We start from the raw sequence: 16,534 nt of genomic DNA on the forward strand, positions 1-16,534 counted from the left end.
TCAGACTGGCAAAGCCCCGGCGGGCGGCGCGGATTTCATATCCCGCCGCTCCGGCACGCTGCCGAAGAGCAGCGGCAACAGCGTCCCTCGTGCCGTCAGCCGGTTGGCGAAGGCCAGCAGCAGGATCGACAGCGCCAGCGTCGCCAGCGGCCCCACCTCCGTCATAATGACCACACCCATGACTAGTGGATGCCAGAGATAGAAGAACAGACTGTCGCGACCGATGGCACTGACCGGCGTGAAATCCATGCGCCATGCCGCCAGCATCGGCAGCAGCGCGATCAGGCCCAGACACATCAGCAACCGCGCGGGCACGAAGGCCCATTCATTGTCGGCGCGGTAAAGCCCCGACCACCAGAGAAGGCCAAGCAGCATGACGGCGATGGCGATCGGCCAATGGCGCCGCGAAACCGGACGCTCCGCCATCAGCATGCCGAAGAAGAAATAGACCGGATAGCGCAGGAAACGGCTGTCCAGCGACAACAGACTATCCCCCACCGGGCCATGGCCGAGGCCGAAGCCGTACATGATGGACAGGCTGACCGGCGTGCCCACGGCCAGCAACGCCAAAGGGGAGAAAGGCAGCAGCCGCGTGAGCATGATCAGGAAGAACAGCGTCGGCACATACCAGAGATGAAAGGGCGGGCGGAACAGCAGGTCGAACAGCATGGTCCAGCGCGGCGTGTCCCCGCTGGCGAGCAAATAGACGCTGGCGGCAAAGGCCCAGGGCAACAGCATCCGCCGGCCGTAGCGGGAAAACAGGGTGGAGGCTGAATCGCCCCGGGTTCGGCTGACGTTCAGCAGATAGCCCGAAATGCCGACCATCAGCGGCATGCGGAATCCCGATCCGACCCATAGTGCGATATCGTGGCCGCCGGTCAGCTCCATCACATGCCCGCCCATGACGAGCAGGATGAGCACGCCTTTCAGCAGGTCGATTGACGGATTCTTGCCCACGAATTTGCCCCGGAGTCCCCAAATCGGAACGATAGCGTCCGACGCTTGCGACATTGTTAATGGCGCCGGAGCAAAAAGGTTGGTTTGCAGACGGGAAAAAAGCGTTACCTATATCCTTTGATGGGGATTCCGCTGCTGCAACGCCTCGACGCCTCGCCTGTCGCCAAGCTGGCGACGGCGACGCTGATCTTCTGCCTGATCGTGGGCGGCTGGTTGGCCGTGCAGCAGTATCGGCAGACAACAGCCACCCTGCCCGATGACGAACAGCGGCAGGGCGATTGTTCGCTCTGGTTCGTGGGCAGTTCGTCCATGCATCGCTGGGTCAGCCTTCACCGCGACATGGCCCCCTGGGTGGCGCATAATCGCGGCATCGACAATGCGACCTTCGCCGACCTGTTGCCGCGCTTCGCCAATAGCGGGGCAGATGGACGGCCGGTCGCGATCATCCTCTATGCCGGGGAAAATGACATTGCCAACGGCGTGCCGGTTCGGTCGGTGATCCGCCAACTGGGCCATTTCCTGGACGTGCGCAACCAGGCCATGGGCGATGTGCCGGTGCTGATATTGTCGATGAAGCCCAGCCCCAAGCGCCGGTCGAGCTTCGCGAACCAGCAATTGTTCAACGCGGCGGCGCAGCGCTTCATCCCCCATGCGCGGCTTGCCTATTATGCGGATATCACCACGCCGCTGCTGAAGGGCGGCAGGCTGGGCGACAATTACCGGCCCGACGGCGTCCATATGAACCCGGCGGGCTACCGGATCTGGGCCGGCGTGGTGCGCAGGAGGCTAAACGAGATCTTGCCGCCCGAAACGGTGCACCGCTGCGCGCCCTGGAGCAAGCTGCGTTAAATCGGACGCAAGTCGCGCGCTCTAATTCTTTGTTATCGCATCGTTTTAAGCGGAAAACCGGTACCCACTTTTCCGCACGATGCTCTAGAGCGCGCTGCGTTAAATCGGACGCAAGTCGCGCGCTCTAGTTCTTTGTTATCGCATCGTTTTAAGCGGAAAACCGGTACCCACTTTTCCGCACGATGCTCTAGGGCCTAACCCCGTCCCAATATTTCCTGTGCCCGTGGCGCCAGACGCTCGACCGCCGCCGCGTGGATGCCCGGCGCGGCGCAGAGCAGGCCGAAGGCGGTCGGCTGCGGCCGGTTGAAGGAAAAAGGGTCTCCCAGCGCATCGGTGACGATGGCGCCCGCCTCCTGCGCGACCAATGCGGCGGCGGCGACATCCCATTCATTGCCCCAGCGGACGGTGGCGACCAGATCGGCCTCATCGGCGGCAACCATCGCCATGCGCAGCGCGATGCTGTTGGGCTTGTCCACGGTGACAAGATCGCGGTCATGACGGGGAGGCTGATCGGCGGGCACGCGGGCGCCCGGCAGCATCGTGCGGTCCCCCGCCTGCAACCGGCGGCCATTGCGGGTCGCGCCCGCGCCCGCCTGCGCGATCCACAGTTCATTGCGGGCAGGCGCCGCCAATATGCCCATGCGCACCGCGCCATGTTCCACCAAGGCCACCGACACCGCCCAGCCCGGCTTCCCCCGCAGATAATCGCGGGTGCCGTCGATCGGATCGACGACCCAGACACGCGGCAGGCCCAGCCGGTGCACGGTATCGGCTGTCTCCTCCGACAGCCAGCCGGCCGATGGATCGAGCGCGTAGAGCCGCTCGCGCAGCATGGCGTCCAGTTCCAGATCGGCCTCGCACACCGGATGGCCGGGCACCTTTTCCCACTGGCGCACGCGCGTTTCGCCGCCCGCCCAGAGCGTCAGCGCGCGGTCGGCCGCATCCGACACGACCGACACCAGATCGCGCAGCGGGACCTCAGCCACCGGCAATCGTCATGCCGTCGATGCGCAGGGTCGGCACATTCATGCCGTAACGGAAGGCCAGATCATTGGCCGGAACCAGCGTGCGGAACATGTCCTTCAGATTGCTGGCGATGGTGATTTCCGACACCGCCTGCGTCGCCGCGCCATTTTCGATCAGGAATCCCGCCGCCCCCCGGCTGTAATCGCCGGTAACGCCGTTGACGCCCATGCCGATCAGTTCGGTCACGTACAGACCGCGCTGAATGTCCGCCATCAGTTCCCCGGGGGAAAGCGTGCCCGGCTCCATATGGACATTGGTGATGCCCGCGCCCGGCGCGCCGCTGCCGCCCCGGCTGGCATGGCCGGTGGGCTCAAGACCGAGCTGCCGCGCCGAAGCGCTGTCCATCAGCCAGCCGGTCAGCACGCCCGCGTCGATCAGCGCCCGACGTTCGACCGGAAGCCCCTCACCGTCGAAGGGCCGCGAACGCAGCCCGCGCGGCCGCAGCGGATCGTCGATGATGGTGATGTCGGCGTCGAACAGCTTCTCGCCCAGCGACTCCAGCAGGAAACTCGACCGGCGCGCAATCGCCGGGCCGACCATGCCACCGATCAGATGCCCGATCAGGCTGGCGCCGATGCGGGGATCGAAGATCACCGGCATGACGCCGCTTTCCATCTTCACCGGATGGAGCCGCGCCACCGCCCGAAGCCCGGCGCGGGTGCCGACCGTTTCCGCATCGTCCAAATCCCCGATATGCCGCACGCTGTGGCTGGCATGGTCGCGCTGCATGTCGGCGCCGGTCCCGGCAAGCACGCTCGCCCAGGTCGAATGGCTGGTTCCGGCATAGGCCCCGGCAAAGCCATGGCTGGTCGCGAGCGCCATCTGGCTGCGGCCCGTCGCCGCGCCGCCGCCTTCGCTGTTGGTGACGCCCATCACCGCCCGCGCAGCCTCCTCTGCGATCATGGCGCGTTCCCGGAGGTCCGCCGGTTCCGGCTCGAACGGATCGATAAGGTCGAGCGCGGGCAGTTTCTTCCTGAGCAACCGGTCTTCCGGAGCAAGGCCCGCATAAGGGTCTTCGGGCGCCTCACGCGCCATGGCGATGCAACGTTCCACCAGCGTCGCCAGCGTGTCGGGGTTCATGTCCGACGCGGAAATGCTGGCGGACCGCTGGCCGACGAAGACCCGCAGGCCGATTTCCTCGCCCTCGGACCGCTCGACATCCTCCAGCGCGCCCAGCCGTACCGACACATTGGTCGAGGCGTTGCAGGCATAGATGGCGTCCGCCGCATCCGCCCCCGCCCGGCGCGCCGCCGCAACCAGATCCTCCGCGCGAGACTGGGCTTCTTCGAGGCTGAGCATGGACTTATCGGCTTCCTGTCTGGGGCAGAAGCTTGCGGCCTTACGCGCTTGGGTTGCCGCCCGCAACCTGCCCGTCCAGCCAGTGGCGCAGGAGGTGCCAGGCGACCGCCATCGGCGGCGGCGCGATGAAGGGTGCGCCCTCCTCCTCCGCCATTGCCGCGCGAACGCCCTCGGCGTCGCACCAGAAGGCGTGGTCCAGTTCGGCTTCGTCGATTTTCAGCGCATCGTCATCGGCCCGCGCGACGCAGGCGATCATCAGCGAGGATGGGAAGGGCCAGGGCTGGCTCATCACATAGCGCACCGAATGGACCGTGACGCCGGCCTCCTCCCCGATTTCCCGCGCCACCGCCTCCTCCAGCGTCTCGCCCGGCTCGACGAAACCGGCGAGCGCGGAATAGCGGCCCGCCGGCCAACCGTGCTGACGGCCCAGCAGCACCCGCCCGCGATGCTCCGCCAGCATGATCACGACCGGATCGACACGCGGAAAATGCTCGGTCCGGCAGGACTGGCACTGGCGCGACCATCCCGCCTTGGCCGGCGCGGTGCGCTGCCCGCAGACCGAACAGAAGCGATGCCGCGCATGCCAGGACAGAAGGCTGCGCGCCGCGCCATAGAGCGCCACTTCATGACCCGGCACCTCGCCGACCAGACCCCGGCTGCGCGCCGTGGCAAAGGCGCTGTCCGGCGAATCCGCCAGCAGTTCCGCGAAGATCGGGCGTTGCCCCTCGTCCTGGCCGAGCAGCACATGATGTTCTAGCCAGGCGTCGCCGGGCAGCGGCTCCATCCGCAGATGGCCGTCCTCCACCACCGGCTCCAGCCCCTCCAGCACCAGCCGGAGGGCAAGCGGCGAAGCGAAGGCCTGCGCCAGCAGATCGGGATTGGTGCGAATGTGATCGACCCGGTCCAGCCGTCCTCCCACATAGGCCAATAGCTGAGAATCCGGGGCATTACGGCCGTGCATCGTTCAATCTCTCCTTCATGGCGGCTTCGGCCGCGCGGGCGAACAGGGTCGGAAGGCCCGCCTTGCCGATCTCGGCCACCGGCCACCATTCCCCCGCCCCCGGCGGAGCCGCGTCCTGCCCGACATGGGCATGATGCACCGTCAATGCGAGGGAGAAATGGGTAAAAACATGCGACACCGGATCGGGCAGCCGGCGCCAGCGCGCGACGAGGGGCGGCGTCGCGTCGGGCGCCTCGTTCCAGTCGGAAGAGGGAAGCGCGCGCATCCCGCCGAGCATGCCCTTGTCAGGTCGGCGCACCAGCCAGACATGCCCGTCCGGCCGCTCGATCCACCAGCCATGGCCAAGGCGATGCGGCTTGGCTTTCTTCGCCGCCTTGACCGGAAAAGCCGCCGGATCGGCGGTCGCACAGGCCGCGCAATCCAGCCGCAAGGGGCAGATGCCGCAGGCCGGATTGCGCGGCGTGCAGATGGTCGCGCCCAGATCCATCATCGCCTGCGCGAAGTCCCCGGCGCGGGCATCCGGCGTGATGGCATCGGTCGCGATACGGATTTCCGGACGCGCCGCGGGCAGAGGCGTCGCGATGGCAAAGAGCCGCGCCACCACCCGCTCGACATTGGCGTCGACCACCACGGCGCGGCGGCCGAAGGCGATGGCCGCCACCGCCGCCGCCGTATAGGCGCCCACGCCCGGCAGCGCGCGCAGCCCCTGCTCGGTATCGGGAAATATTCCGCCATGCCCGCCCGCCACCGCCCGCGCGCAGGCGAGCAGGTTGCGGGCGCGGGCATAATAGCCAAGCCCCGCCCAGGCGGCCATCACCTCGCCATCCTCTTCCGCCGCCAGCGCCGTCACATCGGGCCAACGCTCCGTGAATTTCGCGAAATAGGGCCGGACCGCCGTCACGGTGGTCTGCTGGAGCATCACCTCCGACAGCCATACCCGATAGGGATCGGCGGCATTGGCCCCCGGCGGCGCGCGCCAAGGCAGGCTGCGCGCATGCACATCATAATGGGCCAGCAGCTTGGCCGCTATTTTCCTGGATGGTCCCTCGACGTGCATGGTGGCCCTATGCCATGATGCAGAGGATGACGGAACGCCCCGCGACACCCAAAATGAAAAGCCGCAAGACAGAGGCGGAGGAACGCCCGCGCGTCGGCGCGCCGCGCCGGATCGCGGACCTGATGCCGGCCATCGGCGCCGCCGCCTTCCGCAAATTCGGCTTCGTGCAGTCGAGCATCGTCACCCGCTGGGCGGAGATTGTCGGCGCCCATTATGCCGCGATCAGCGAACCCGAATCGATCCGCTTCCCGGCGGGCAAGAAAGCGGGCGGCACCCTGCAACTGACCGTCATGAGCGGCCATGCGCCGATGATCCAGCATGTGCTGCCCGACATCATCGATCGGGTGAACCGCTTCTTCGGCTATGCCGCCGTCGCCAAGGTCGCGATGAAACAGGGCCTGATCCGCGCGGCGGAACCCGAACGGCGCCCGCCGCCGCGCAACCTGAAGCCCATTCCGGTGGAACTGGGCGATTCGCTGCGCGACATTGGCGACCCCGAATTGCGCGCCGTACTCGAATCGCTCGCGCAGGGGCTTGCCAATTCCAACGGTTTGCCGAAGATCAGCTGAAACAACCCATTGCCGTGCAGGGGCGGCGCTTCATTGGATCATCGCATGACGAAACTTCGCCTGGCTCTGCTTGCCTTGCTCGCCCTTCCCGCGGGCGCCGTCGCGGCCCCCGCCGCCAATTGGGCCGACCGTGTCACCATGACCCCTGCGGGCGGCCATGTGCTGGGCAACCCCGCCGCATCCAGCAAGCTGGTGGAATATATCAGCTATACCTGCCCGCACTGCGCCCATTTCACGGGAGAGGCGAGCGCGCCGCTCAAGGCCAATTATGTCAGGACGGGCAAGGTCAGCGTCGAAATCCGCAACGCCGTGCGCGACAAATATGACCTGACCGTCGCCCTGCTCGCCCGCTGCGGCGACCCGAAACGCTTCTTCGGCAATCATGAGGCGCTGTTCGCCAATCAGGAAAGCTGGATGGAAAAGGTGGTCGCCTATGACAGGGACGCGGCCAAGCCCGCCGACCAGAAGGCCGCCTTACGCGACATCGGGCAGAAGACCGGGCTTTACACCTTCATGGCCAAGCGCGGCTACAAGCCCGCCCAGCTCGACGCCTGCATCAACGACGCCAATGCGATGAAGCAGATACTCGCCATGACCGACGAGGCGTGGAACAAGGTGCAGATTTCCGGCACGCCCGGTTTCACCCTGAACGGCACGCTGATCCGCGGATCGGACTGGACCCATGTTCAGGCCGCATTGCCCGACGTCTCGCACTGATCTACACCCCTCTCATTCTCGCCCGACCATGGAGCCAAAAGAACGTGAAAGCCCTGTCCGGACTAGCCCTTATCGCCCTTTCCCTGACGCTGGCCGCCTGCGGCAAGAATGACAGCGCCAGCCAGCCCACCAGCGCGCCGGTCGCCGCCGTGGCGCCGCCGGCGGGCACAAGCTGGTCCACCACCATCACCGCGACGCCCGAGGGGCAGTTTGTGATGGGCAACCCCAATGCCAAGGTGAAGCTGATCGAATATGGCTCCTACACCTGCTCGCATTGTCGCGATTTCTCGGCCGAATCGTCGGAGGAGATCAAGCAGATGGTGGACAGCGGCAAGATGAGCTACGAGTTCCGCAACTTCGTGCGCGACCCGATCGATATCGCGACGTCGCTGCTGGCGCGCTGCGGCGGCAAGGATATTTATTATCCGCTGTCGGAACAGTTCTTCGCCAACCAGAATGCGATGTTCGAAAAGGCGCAGGCACTGGGCGACGCCAAATATCAGGCGTTGATGAGCGCCCCTCCGGCGCAGCGCTTCGGCCAGCTGGCCGCCGCCGTCGGCCTGATCGACTTCGCCAAGCAGCGCGGCATTTCGGAAGATCAGGCGAAGCAGTGCCTGGCCGACACCGCCGCCGCCGAAAAACTGGCGAAGGGCGTGGAAGAGGCCAACAACCAGTATAAGATCGAAGGCACGCCCAGCTTCATCCTGAACGGCGTGATGGTCGAAAACACGGCGGCATGGTCCGCCCTGAAGCCCAAGCTCAAACAGGCAGGGATCTGATTGGCAAAAAGGGGGCTGACATCATCGATGCGGCTTCCCGCTGACGGCGGGGCGGCTTTGCGCTGCCCTGACTGTACATCATGCAGATAAAACGCCTCAAGCTTTCCGGCTTCAAGAGCTTCGTCGACCCGACCGAGTTGCGCATCGAACCCGGGCTCACCGGCATTGTCGGGCCGAACGGTTGCGGCAAGTCGAATCTGCTGGAAGCGATCCGCTGGGTCATGGGCGAATCCAGCGCCAAGTCGATGCGCGGCGGCGGCATGGAGGATGTGATCTTCGCGGGCACCTCCACCCGGCCGCAGCGCGATTTCGCCGAAGTCTCGCTGCTGACGATTCAGGAACAGGGCGAACTGTTCAACGCGGTGGAGGTCGGCGCCGACGGCGAGCTGGAAGTCACCCGCCGGATCGAGCGCGGCGCGGGCAGCGCCTATCGGGCCAATGGCCGCGATGTGCGTGCCAAGGACATCTCGCTGATCTTCGCCGATGCCGCCACCGGCCCACACAGCCCGGCACTGGTGAGCCAGGGTCGCATCGCCGCCGTCATCGCCGCCCGCCCGCAGGAACGCCGCGCCATGCTGGAGGAAGCGGCGGGCATTTCCGGCCTTCATGTGCGGCGCAAGGATGCCGAACAGAAACTGCGCGCCGCCGAAGCGAACCTGACGCGGCTGGACGAAATCCTGTCCGACATGGATGCCCGCGCCAACAGCCTGCGTCGTCAGGCCAAGGCGGCGGAACGCTATATCCGCCTGTCGGAACAGATCCGCATGGCCGAAGCACGCACCACCTTCGCGCGCTGGCGCGAAGCCGCCGCCACCGCCGACGCCGCCCGGGCCGAAGCGAAGCAGGCTGAAAGTGCGGTCCTCGCCGCACAGGAAGCGCAGCAGGCGGCGGCCGTCCACGCCAATGCCGCCGTCGAGGCGCTTGCCCAAAAACGCGCCGCCGCCCAGAGCGCCCGTGACGCCGCCAGCGAGGCGGGGCACAAGCTGACCGCCCTGCGCACCGAGCGCGATGGGGTGGTTCGCCGCCTGCACGATCTGGCGCAGCAGGCCGACCGGCTGGAGGAGGACCGGCAGCGCGAAGGCACGCTCGCCAACGACGCGGCGCAGGCGATTGCCCGCCTGACCGACGAAATCGCCCGCCTGAAAACCCGCATCGCCGAAACCGAAGCGATGCGCCCCGATTTCGCCGGCCGCATCGCCCGGGCCGAGGATGCCGCCCGCGACTCCGAACTCGATCTCGCCAAGGCGATGGCGAAACAGGCGGGTGAGCAGGCCGAACTGCGCGTGGCCGAAGCCGCGCTGGCCGCGACGCGCAACCGGCTCGACCGCGCGACCCGCGAGGCGCAGCGGCTTGAAGCCGAAGCCGCCGCCTTGCCGGACGCCGTCCCGTTGGAGGCCCGACGCGCCGAGGCGTTGACCGCGCAACAACAAGCCGGCGCCGACCGCGACGCCGCCGAAACCGCGATCCGTACCGCCGAAACCGGTCGTGCCGAAGCCGCCGAAACCCGCGCCAGCGCCGAGGCCGCCCTCGCCGCTGCCCGTGCTGCGCTCGCCGCCCTCGACAGCGAAGCCGCTGCCCTGAAGCGCGCCGTCGAAACCGGTGCCAACAATCGCAACCGGGCGCTCGACCGGTTGAAGGCCGCGCCCGGCTATGAACGGGCGCTGGCCGCAGCCTTGGGCGACGATCTGGAAGCACCCATCGCCACCGAAGGCAAGCGCCACTGGGCGGGAGCCGCACCGCTCGACAGCGATCCGAAATTGCCCGAAGACTGCACCGCTCTGTCCGCCCATGTGACCGCGCCGCCCGAACTGGCTCGCCGTCTGTCGCAGGTTGCGGTCGCGGATGGCGACGAAGGCCAGCCGCTCGCCGTCGGTCAACGCCTTGTCACCAGGGACGGTCAGCTTCGCCGCTGGGATGGCTATGTGGCGATGGAAGGGGGAGCCGCCGCCGCCGAACGGCTGATCCGCCTCAACCGCCTCGAAGCCATCGCCGCCGTCCGCCCGGCTGCCGATGCGGAGGTCGAAACCGCCCGCACCGCGCAGGATTCCGCCGCCGAGCGCGAACGCGACGCCGCGAAGACTTTGACCAGCGGTCGAGCCCAGCTTTCCAACGCCGACCAGCGCCTGCGCGCCGCGCTCCGCGCCGCCGACGAAGCCGCCACCGCCCTCGAACGGCTGACCGGCCGCCGTGAGGCCATGGAAGAACGCCTCGCCGAGGCGCGTGCCGACCTCCGTTCTGCCGAGGCAGAGCATGAAAAGGCGCGAGCCGCCCGCGTCGCGGTGCCGGACGGTGAGGAAACCCGCGCTCTTGTCACCGCCTTGCAGCAGGCCAGCGAAAAGGCCCGCCTGACCGTCAGCCAGCTTCAGGCCGATCAGGCGCTCGCCGACCGGGCGCTCGGCAACGACCGCGAGCGCATGACTGCCGCCGATGCCGAGGCCAAGGGCTGGCGCGCCCGCGCCGGCGAAGCCGCCAAGCGCATCGCCGCCATGGTCGAGCGCAACGACGCTATCGCCAGGGAACGCGCCGATATCGCGGATCAACCGGACAGCCTCGCCGCCAGGATCGCAGCGCTCAACGAACAGGGCAACGCGCTGACGGAGGCCGCCGACGCCGCCCGGTGCGAGGAAAGTGCGGCCGAATCCGCCCTGCGCACCGCCGAGCAGCGGGCCTCGCAGGCGGGCGAAACCCTCGCCCAATGCCGCGAAACTCGCGCCACCGCCGTCGCCCGCGCCGAAGCGGCGGACGAGAAGCGCGCTGAAACCAACCGCCTGTCGGGCGAACGCTTCGAATGCCCGCCTCCGGTCCTGCCTGAAAAGCTGGGCTTTCCCAGTGCCGACATCCGCATCGCGCAGACCGAACAGGGGGAGCATGACCGCCTTTCCACCGAACGCGAACGAATCGGCCCGGTCAACCTCGTCGCCGCACAGGAACTGGAGGAACTGGAAGCCACCCAGGCGAGCAGCCGCGCCGAAAGCGAGGAACTGAGCCAAGCGATCAACCGCCTGCGCGGCTCCATCGGCAGTTTGAACCGCGAGGGCCGCCAGCGCCTGCTCGCTGCCTTCGAGGCGGTGGACGGCCATTTCCGCCGCCTCTTCACCACCCTCTTCAACGGCGGTCAGGCGCATCTGGAACTGATCGACAGCGACGATCCGCTGGAAGCGGGGCTGGAAATCATGGCCCAGCCACCGGGCAAGAAACTCGCTGCGCTGACGCTCCTGTCGGGCGGTGAACAGGCGCTTACCGCCGTCGCCCTGATCTTCGGGCTGTTCCTGACCAATCCGGCCCCGATCTGCGTGCTGGACGAGGTCGACGCGCCGCTCGACGACGCCAATGTCGAGCGCTTCTGCGATCTGCTCGACGCGATGGTGGAGCAGACCGACACCCGTTATCTGATCGTCAGCCACAATGCCGTGACCATGGCGCGGATGCACCGCCTGTTCGGCGTCACCATGGTCGAACGCGGGGTCAGCCGGCTCGTTTCGGTCAATCTGGGCGGCGCGGAAGCCCTGCTCGCGGCCGAATAGATCCGCTTCCCTCCGTCACGCGCTGCCCACCACCAGGCAGCACAGGAACATCAGCAGCCCGGCAAAACGGTTGGACCGGAATTTGAGGAGCGGATCGGCGCCATTCTCCTTGAGCGCCGCCACCTGCCAGAGCAGGTGCATCGCCATCGGCAACAGCGCCGCCAGCGCCAGTCCCTGCGGCCGCACCTGCCAGATCGCCGCCGCCCACAGCGCCAGCGCCAGCCCGTAGCAAAGCGTCACGCCGCTCCGCACATGCCGGCCCATGGAGAGGGCACTCGACCCGATACCGATCAGCGCGTCGTCCTCCCGGTCCTGAAGCGCGTAAATGGTGTCATAGCCGACCACCCAGAAGATGCAGCCGCCATAGAGCAGCAGCCCCGCCCCGGTCAGCGCACCGGCGACTTCGCTCCACCCGACCAGAGCCGCCCAGGAAAAGACCAGCCCCAACCAAAGCTGCGGCCATCCGGTGATCCTCTTCATGAAGGGATAGGCCGCCACCAGCGCCAGCGATGCCAGCGCCACGATCTGCGCGTAAAGATGCAGTTGCAGCAGCACGGCCAGCCCGACCAGACAGAGCGACACCAGCCAGATCCAGGCGGTCCTGAGCGAGACCGCCCCGCTCGCCAACGGACGCGAAGCCGTGCGCGCCACCTGCCGGTCCAGATCGCGGTCGACAATATCGTTGAATACGCATCCCGCCCCGCGCATGGCGATGCTGCCCAGCAGCAGCCACAGGATCAGCGGCCAATGGGTCCGCGCGCCGCCCGCCAGCACCACCGCCCAGGCGCCGGGCCAGAACAGCAGCCACCAGCCGATGGGCCGGTCGAAACGCGCCAGCAGGGCCAGGGCGCGCGGAACATCCGGCAGGCGCGCGACCAGACCGCGCGCTTCGCTGTCGGGAACTATCGTCTGATTCACCATGTCTCCGTTCGGGCCAAAGCTTGTCGAAGCCCTCCCCTTCTCTTTAGAACGGGCCGACCACAAGCAAAGAGACAAAATGACCGCAACTCCCGCCTGGCCGCCGCAGAGCGCCCCGCGCCTCCATGTCGAAACCCCGCTGGGCGAGGGCGTCGCCGTGCCGGTCGACGGCAACCCGGCCCATTATCTCATCAGCGTCATGCGGGTGAAGCCGGACGACATCGTGCTGCTCTTCGACGGCCGATCGGGCGAATGGGCCGCCAGGGCGCGCGACATCCGCAAGCGCGACCTGATTCTGGACGTCGTCAGCCAGACCAAGGCGCCCGAGGATGTCCCGGATTTCTGGCTCTGCTGCGCCCCGATCAAGAAGGGCCGGATCGACCTGATCGCGGAAAAGGCCTGCGAACTGGGCGTTGCGCGGCTGCAACCCGTGCTCACCCGCCGCGCGGTGGTGGACAAGCTCAACCTCGACCGCCTTCACGCCCATCTGGTCGAGGCCGCCGAGCAATGCGGGCGCACGGCGCTGCCAGAGCTTGGCGCGATGATGAAGCTCGACGCGCTGCTCAGGGATTGGGCGGAGGACCGCTGGCTGTTCTTCGCCGATGAAACGGGCGGCGCCCCCCTTGCGGACACGCTGAAAGCCCATGCTGGCCCGGCGGCTTTCCTGATCGGCCCGGAAGGCGGATTCGACCCCGCCGAACGGGCGGCGATCCGCGCGGTAGCCAAAGCCGTGCCTGTCTCGCTTGGGCCCCGCATCCTGCGCGCCGAAACGGCCGCCATCGCCGCCACCACCGCCTGGATGACGATCAACGGCGACTGGCGCTGACCGGCAAGGCGGCTTTCATACCGTTTTCTTCCGCAACCGGATTGAAGCTGTCATAGACGCAGCTTATCTGTGCGCCGAACGTTGCGCGTTTGACGCATCGGGGGGATAGATTAAGGCGGGGCATGAGCACCAGAACCGACTCAGGGGGCAAGGATCCCATCATCGAAAGCCGCGAGCAGTTGATCGCGGCCTTTGCCAAGGGCGCCAAGCCCAAGGATCGCTGGCGGATCGGCACCGAGCATGAGAAATTCGTCTACAGCCGCAAGGATCATCATGCGCCCTCATATGATGAGCGTGGCGGCATCCATACGCTGCTGATCGGGCTGACCCGCTATGGCTGGAATCCGGTGTTCGAGGGGGAGAATATCATCGCCCTGTCCGGCACCGACGGCACGGTCAGCCTGGAACCGGCGGGGCAGCTCGAACTGTCCGGCGCACCGCTGGAAAATCTGCACCAGACCTGCGCGGAAACCAGCCGGCATCTGGAGCAGGTGAAATATGTCGGCGACATGCTGAACCTGGGTTTCCTGGGTCTTGGCATGTGGCCGGACAAGAGCCGCGAAGAACTGCCCATCATGCCCAAGGGCCGGTACGACATCATGCTGCGGCACATGCCGCGCGTGGGGTCGCTGGGCCTCGACATGATGCTGCGCACCTGCACCATTCAGACCAACCTCGACTATGGCAGCGAGGCGGACATGGTGAAGAAGTTCCGCGTCTCCCTCGCCCTGCAACCGCTGGCGACGGCGCTCTTCGCCAATTCCCCCTTCACCGACGGCAAGCCCAACGGCTATCTGTCCTACCGCAGCCATATCTGGTCGGACACCGACCCGGGCCGCACCGGCATGCTGCCCTTCGTGTTCGAGGACGGCTTCGGCTATGAACGCTATGCCGACTATGCGCTCGATGTGCCGATGTATTTCGTCTATCGCGACGGCCGCTATATCGATGCGGCGGGGCAGAGCTTCCGCGATTTCCTCGATGGCCGACTTCCCGCCCTGCCCGGCGAAAAGCCGACCGAAAAGGATTGGGAGGATCATCTCTCCACCGCCTTCCCCGAAGTGCGCATGAAGAGCTTCCTGGAAATGCGCGGGGCCGATGGCGGACCGTGGAACCGTATCTGTGCGCTGCCCGCCTTATGGGTCGGCCTGCTCTACGACGAAAGCGCTCTCGACGCCGCCTGGGATCTGGTCAAGGACTGGAGCATGGAGGAGCGTCAGATATTGCGCGATTCCGTCCCGAAACTGGCGCTCGACGCGCCCATCGCGGGTGGGCGCAGGCTGCGCGACATCGCCGGCGACGTGCTCGCCATCGCGCGCAGCGGCCTTTCCGCCCGCGCGCGCCTCAACGCATCCGGCGACAATGAAACCGGCTATCTCGCGCCGCTGGACGAGATCGTCGCCTCCGGCCAGACCCACGCCGAACGCCTGCTGGCCCGTTATCATGGGGAGTGGCAAGGCGATTTGAGCCGCATCTATGCCGAGGAGAGCTTTTAGCGCTCGCCCCTTTATCCGCGCGCGGCGAATGGGTGATGGGGGGAAGCCCTCTCACTCCGCGGGGTGAACGATATTCTCCTGCCGGGGATTGCGCCCCGCCACCCAGGTGAAGAAGCGGGGCACAATCCCGTTGCGCGCGATCCACGCGCTATAGGCTTGGTACTCCGGATCGGCGGCGAGATGCGCTTCCTCGGTCCTGGCGCGCCAATAATAGACGCCATTAGTAATCGCGAGCATCGCGCAGTTCCGCGCGATGTCGGTCAAACTCCCCGAAATGCTGAGAAATGGAAGCGCGGACAACCACCAGAAGAGATTTTTCGAGAGATACGCCGGATGGCGCGTCCAACGATAAGGGCCGTGTGTCAAAATTCCACGATGCGTCAGGTTCGAAAAACGGGGGCCAAAAGCCACCGTCGCCCAGGCATAGATGGCGGTGAGCAGCACCAGCGCGCCACCCAATAACCATTGGAGCATCTGATGTCCCTGCGTCCAATAGTCCCATTCGGCGCCGCCCGCATGATAATCGAGCGGCCCGCCATTGCCCATGAGTACGAAGGGCGGATAACAGATCAGCGCCGCCACCCAAGCGCCCAGAAAAGGATTGGCGGTGCGGATATGCGAATCCAACGGCCTCATCGTGAGCATATATCCGACGGTGGCCATGCAAACATCGATCATGAACATGATCGCGATCAGCAATTGGGTCAGGGCCACCGGATGGGAGAAGGCATCCTCCACTCGCCACTGAACCACGCTGGCGAAATTGCCCGGCACGATCGACAGCATGAAGGCCAGGAAAAATCCCTTCACCGCCCAGGCCCGCGCATGATGGGCAACTTCGGCTCCGTCCGGCATGCCGGCGGTGCCACCAATCACCCATTGCCCGAAGGCATAGGTGGCGTCCCTGGGTTCCGCCAGCCGTCGGTCCAGCCAGATCACATAAGGCACGGAAACCGCGAGCAGCCAGGGCGCGGCGCTCATGAACAAAGTCATGGAATAGTGGTAATTCCCGCTCCAGTACCAGCGCGCGACGCAGTAAAAGACAGCGATGGCCAGCCAGGTCGTCCAAAGTCCGGCAATTTTCACGACGCTGATATCCAACACCGACCGCCAACAGCGTGGGGGAGTCTGCCAATCGATTCCGGTCGATGCATTGCGATGAACCTTGTCGATCAGGAGCGACCATAGCACCATCGGCACAGCGCAGGCGATCACGGCGGCAAAGCCCGCATTGGGTCCGTTCATGCCATAATGCCGCGCTATAATCGCCCAAATCCCGAGTCCGGAGAGGCCAGCCAAGCCGACGCCATGGCTGACAGCGGATTTGGGACAGGGAATGGCATGTTTGCGCATGGCATCGGCTTAGCCAAAAATGGTAAGTAAGCCGTGAAGGTATGTCCGCGAACGGTTTCCGACCAAGATCAGGAATCCCGGCGGCCAGCCTGCAAGAGTTTGCGACAGGCAGCGGGAACGACAACGCTCAGAAACGACCAAAGGCCCCTCGCGATGGCGAGGGGCCTTTTAGTGGTTGTTTGGTTGCGGGGGCAGGATTTGAA

The 16,534-nt window shown here is 66.3% G+C and carries 14 protein-coding genes; 7 read left to right on the forward strand and 7 right to left on the reverse strand.

The window, feature by feature from the left end; genetic code table 11:
* Nucleotides 1-957 carry an acyltransferase family protein gene (locus tag F7P65_RS02670; protein ID WP_150290193.1) on the reverse strand — a complete coding sequence of 319 codons (957 nt, stop codon included), beginning with the start codon at nucleotides 955-957 and terminating at the stop codon, nucleotides 1-3.
* A 120-nt stretch (nucleotides 958-1,077) separates the two neighbouring features.
* On the opposite strand from F7P65_RS02670, the gene F7P65_RS02675 reads away from it, so the two are divergent.
* A complete protein-coding gene (locus F7P65_RS02675; protein ID WP_150290194.1) occupies nucleotides 1,078-1,806 on the forward strand; it encodes a GDSL-type esterase/lipase family protein in 729 nt (242 codons plus the stop codon).
* 194 nt (nucleotides 1,807-2,000) lie between these two features.
* Here F7P65_RS02675 and F7P65_RS02680 read toward each other — a convergent pair whose 3' ends face one another.
* Genes F7P65_RS02680 through F7P65_RS02695 form a run of 4 tightly spaced genes read right to left on the reverse strand, consistent with a single transcriptional unit; the run spans nucleotide 2,001 to nucleotide 6,149 of the window.
* Complete coding sequence (locus tag F7P65_RS02680; RefSeq protein WP_150290195.1) at nucleotides 2,001-2,798, reverse strand: inositol monophosphatase family protein; 798 nt, start codon at nucleotides 2,796-2,798, stop codon at nucleotides 2,001-2,003.
* Nucleotides 2,785-4,131: a TldD/PmbA family protein gene (locus tag F7P65_RS02685; protein WP_150290196.1), complete on the reverse strand. Its 1,347-nt coding sequence runs from the start codon at nucleotides 4,129-4,131 to the stop codon at nucleotides 2,785-2,787. The genes F7P65_RS02680 and F7P65_RS02685 overlap by 14 nt, the downstream gene beginning before the upstream one ends.
* A gap of 40 nt (nucleotides 4,132-4,171) precedes the next feature.
* Nucleotides 4,172-5,092 carry an NAD(+) diphosphatase gene (nudC, locus tag F7P65_RS02690; RefSeq protein ID WP_150290197.1) on the reverse strand — a complete coding sequence of 307 codons (921 nt, stop codon included), beginning with the start codon at nucleotides 5,090-5,092 and terminating at the stop codon, nucleotides 4,172-4,174.
* Nucleotides 5,079-6,149 (reverse strand): A/G-specific adenine glycosylase, encoded by a 1,071-nt coding sequence (locus tag F7P65_RS02695; RefSeq protein ID WP_150290198.1) that lies wholly within the window; start codon nucleotides 6,147-6,149, stop codon nucleotides 5,079-5,081. The genes nudC and F7P65_RS02695 overlap by 14 nt, the downstream gene beginning before the upstream one ends.
* A gap of 26 nt (nucleotides 6,150-6,175) precedes the next feature.
* Here F7P65_RS02695 and F7P65_RS02700 point away from each other — a divergent pair, with 26 nt between their 5' ends.
* From F7P65_RS02700 to smc, 4 genes are all read left to right on the forward strand, one after another.
* Nucleotides 6,176-6,718 (forward strand): DUF721 domain-containing protein, encoded by a 543-nt coding sequence (locus tag F7P65_RS02700; RefSeq protein ID WP_150290199.1) that lies wholly within the window; start codon nucleotides 6,176-6,178, stop codon nucleotides 6,716-6,718.
* Between the two features lie 45 nt (nucleotides 6,719-6,763).
* Nucleotides 6,764-7,435, forward strand: a complete 672-nt coding sequence (locus F7P65_RS02705) for a thioredoxin domain-containing protein (RefSeq protein WP_150290200.1) — start codon at nucleotides 6,764-6,766, stop codon at nucleotides 7,433-7,435.
* Between the two features lie 44 nt (nucleotides 7,436-7,479).
* Complete coding sequence (locus F7P65_RS02710; protein ID WP_150290201.1) at nucleotides 7,480-8,214, forward strand: thioredoxin domain-containing protein; 735 nt, start codon at nucleotides 7,480-7,482, stop codon at nucleotides 8,212-8,214.
* An 80-nt stretch (nucleotides 8,215-8,294) separates the two neighbouring features.
* Nucleotides 8,295-11,738: a chromosome segregation protein SMC gene (gene smc / locus F7P65_RS02715; protein WP_150290202.1), complete on the forward strand. Its 3,444-nt coding sequence runs from the start codon at nucleotides 8,295-8,297 to the stop codon at nucleotides 11,736-11,738.
* Nucleotides 11,739-11,753: 15 nt separating this feature from the next.
* Here the strand turns inward: smc and ubiA are convergent, their stop codons facing one another.
* Nucleotides 11,754-12,656, reverse strand: a complete 903-nt coding sequence (gene ubiA / locus F7P65_RS02720; RefSeq protein WP_150290203.1) for a 4-hydroxybenzoate octaprenyltransferase — start codon at nucleotides 12,654-12,656, stop codon at nucleotides 11,754-11,756.
* A gap of 79 nt (nucleotides 12,657-12,735) precedes the next feature.
* Here ubiA and F7P65_RS02725 point away from each other — a divergent pair, with 79 nt between their 5' ends.
* Nucleotides 12,736-13,482 (forward strand): 16S rRNA (uracil(1498)-N(3))-methyltransferase, encoded by a 747-nt coding sequence (locus tag F7P65_RS02725; RefSeq protein WP_150290204.1) that lies wholly within the window; start codon nucleotides 12,736-12,738, stop codon nucleotides 13,480-13,482.
* 122 nt (nucleotides 13,483-13,604) lie between these two features.
* The gene (locus tag F7P65_RS02730; RefSeq protein WP_150290205.1) at nucleotides 13,605-14,978 is read left to right on the forward strand and encodes a glutamate--cysteine ligase; all 1,374 of its coding nucleotides are present in this window, start codon (nucleotides 13,605-13,607) and stop codon (nucleotides 14,976-14,978) included.
* 51 nt (nucleotides 14,979-15,029) lie between these two features.
* On the opposite strand, the gene F7P65_RS02735 is transcribed toward F7P65_RS02730, so the two are convergent.
* Nucleotides 15,030-16,331 (reverse strand): methyltransferase family protein, encoded by a 1,302-nt coding sequence (locus tag F7P65_RS02735; RefSeq protein WP_150290206.1) that lies wholly within the window; start codon nucleotides 16,329-16,331, stop codon nucleotides 15,030-15,032.
* Between the last annotated feature and the right edge of the window lie 203 nt (nucleotides 16,332-16,534).

It is taken from the genome of Sphingobium estronivorans (assembly GCF_008692605.1).
Classification (GTDB): domain Bacteria; phylum Pseudomonadota; class Alphaproteobacteria; order Sphingomonadales; family Sphingomonadaceae; genus Sphingobium; species Sphingobium estronivorans.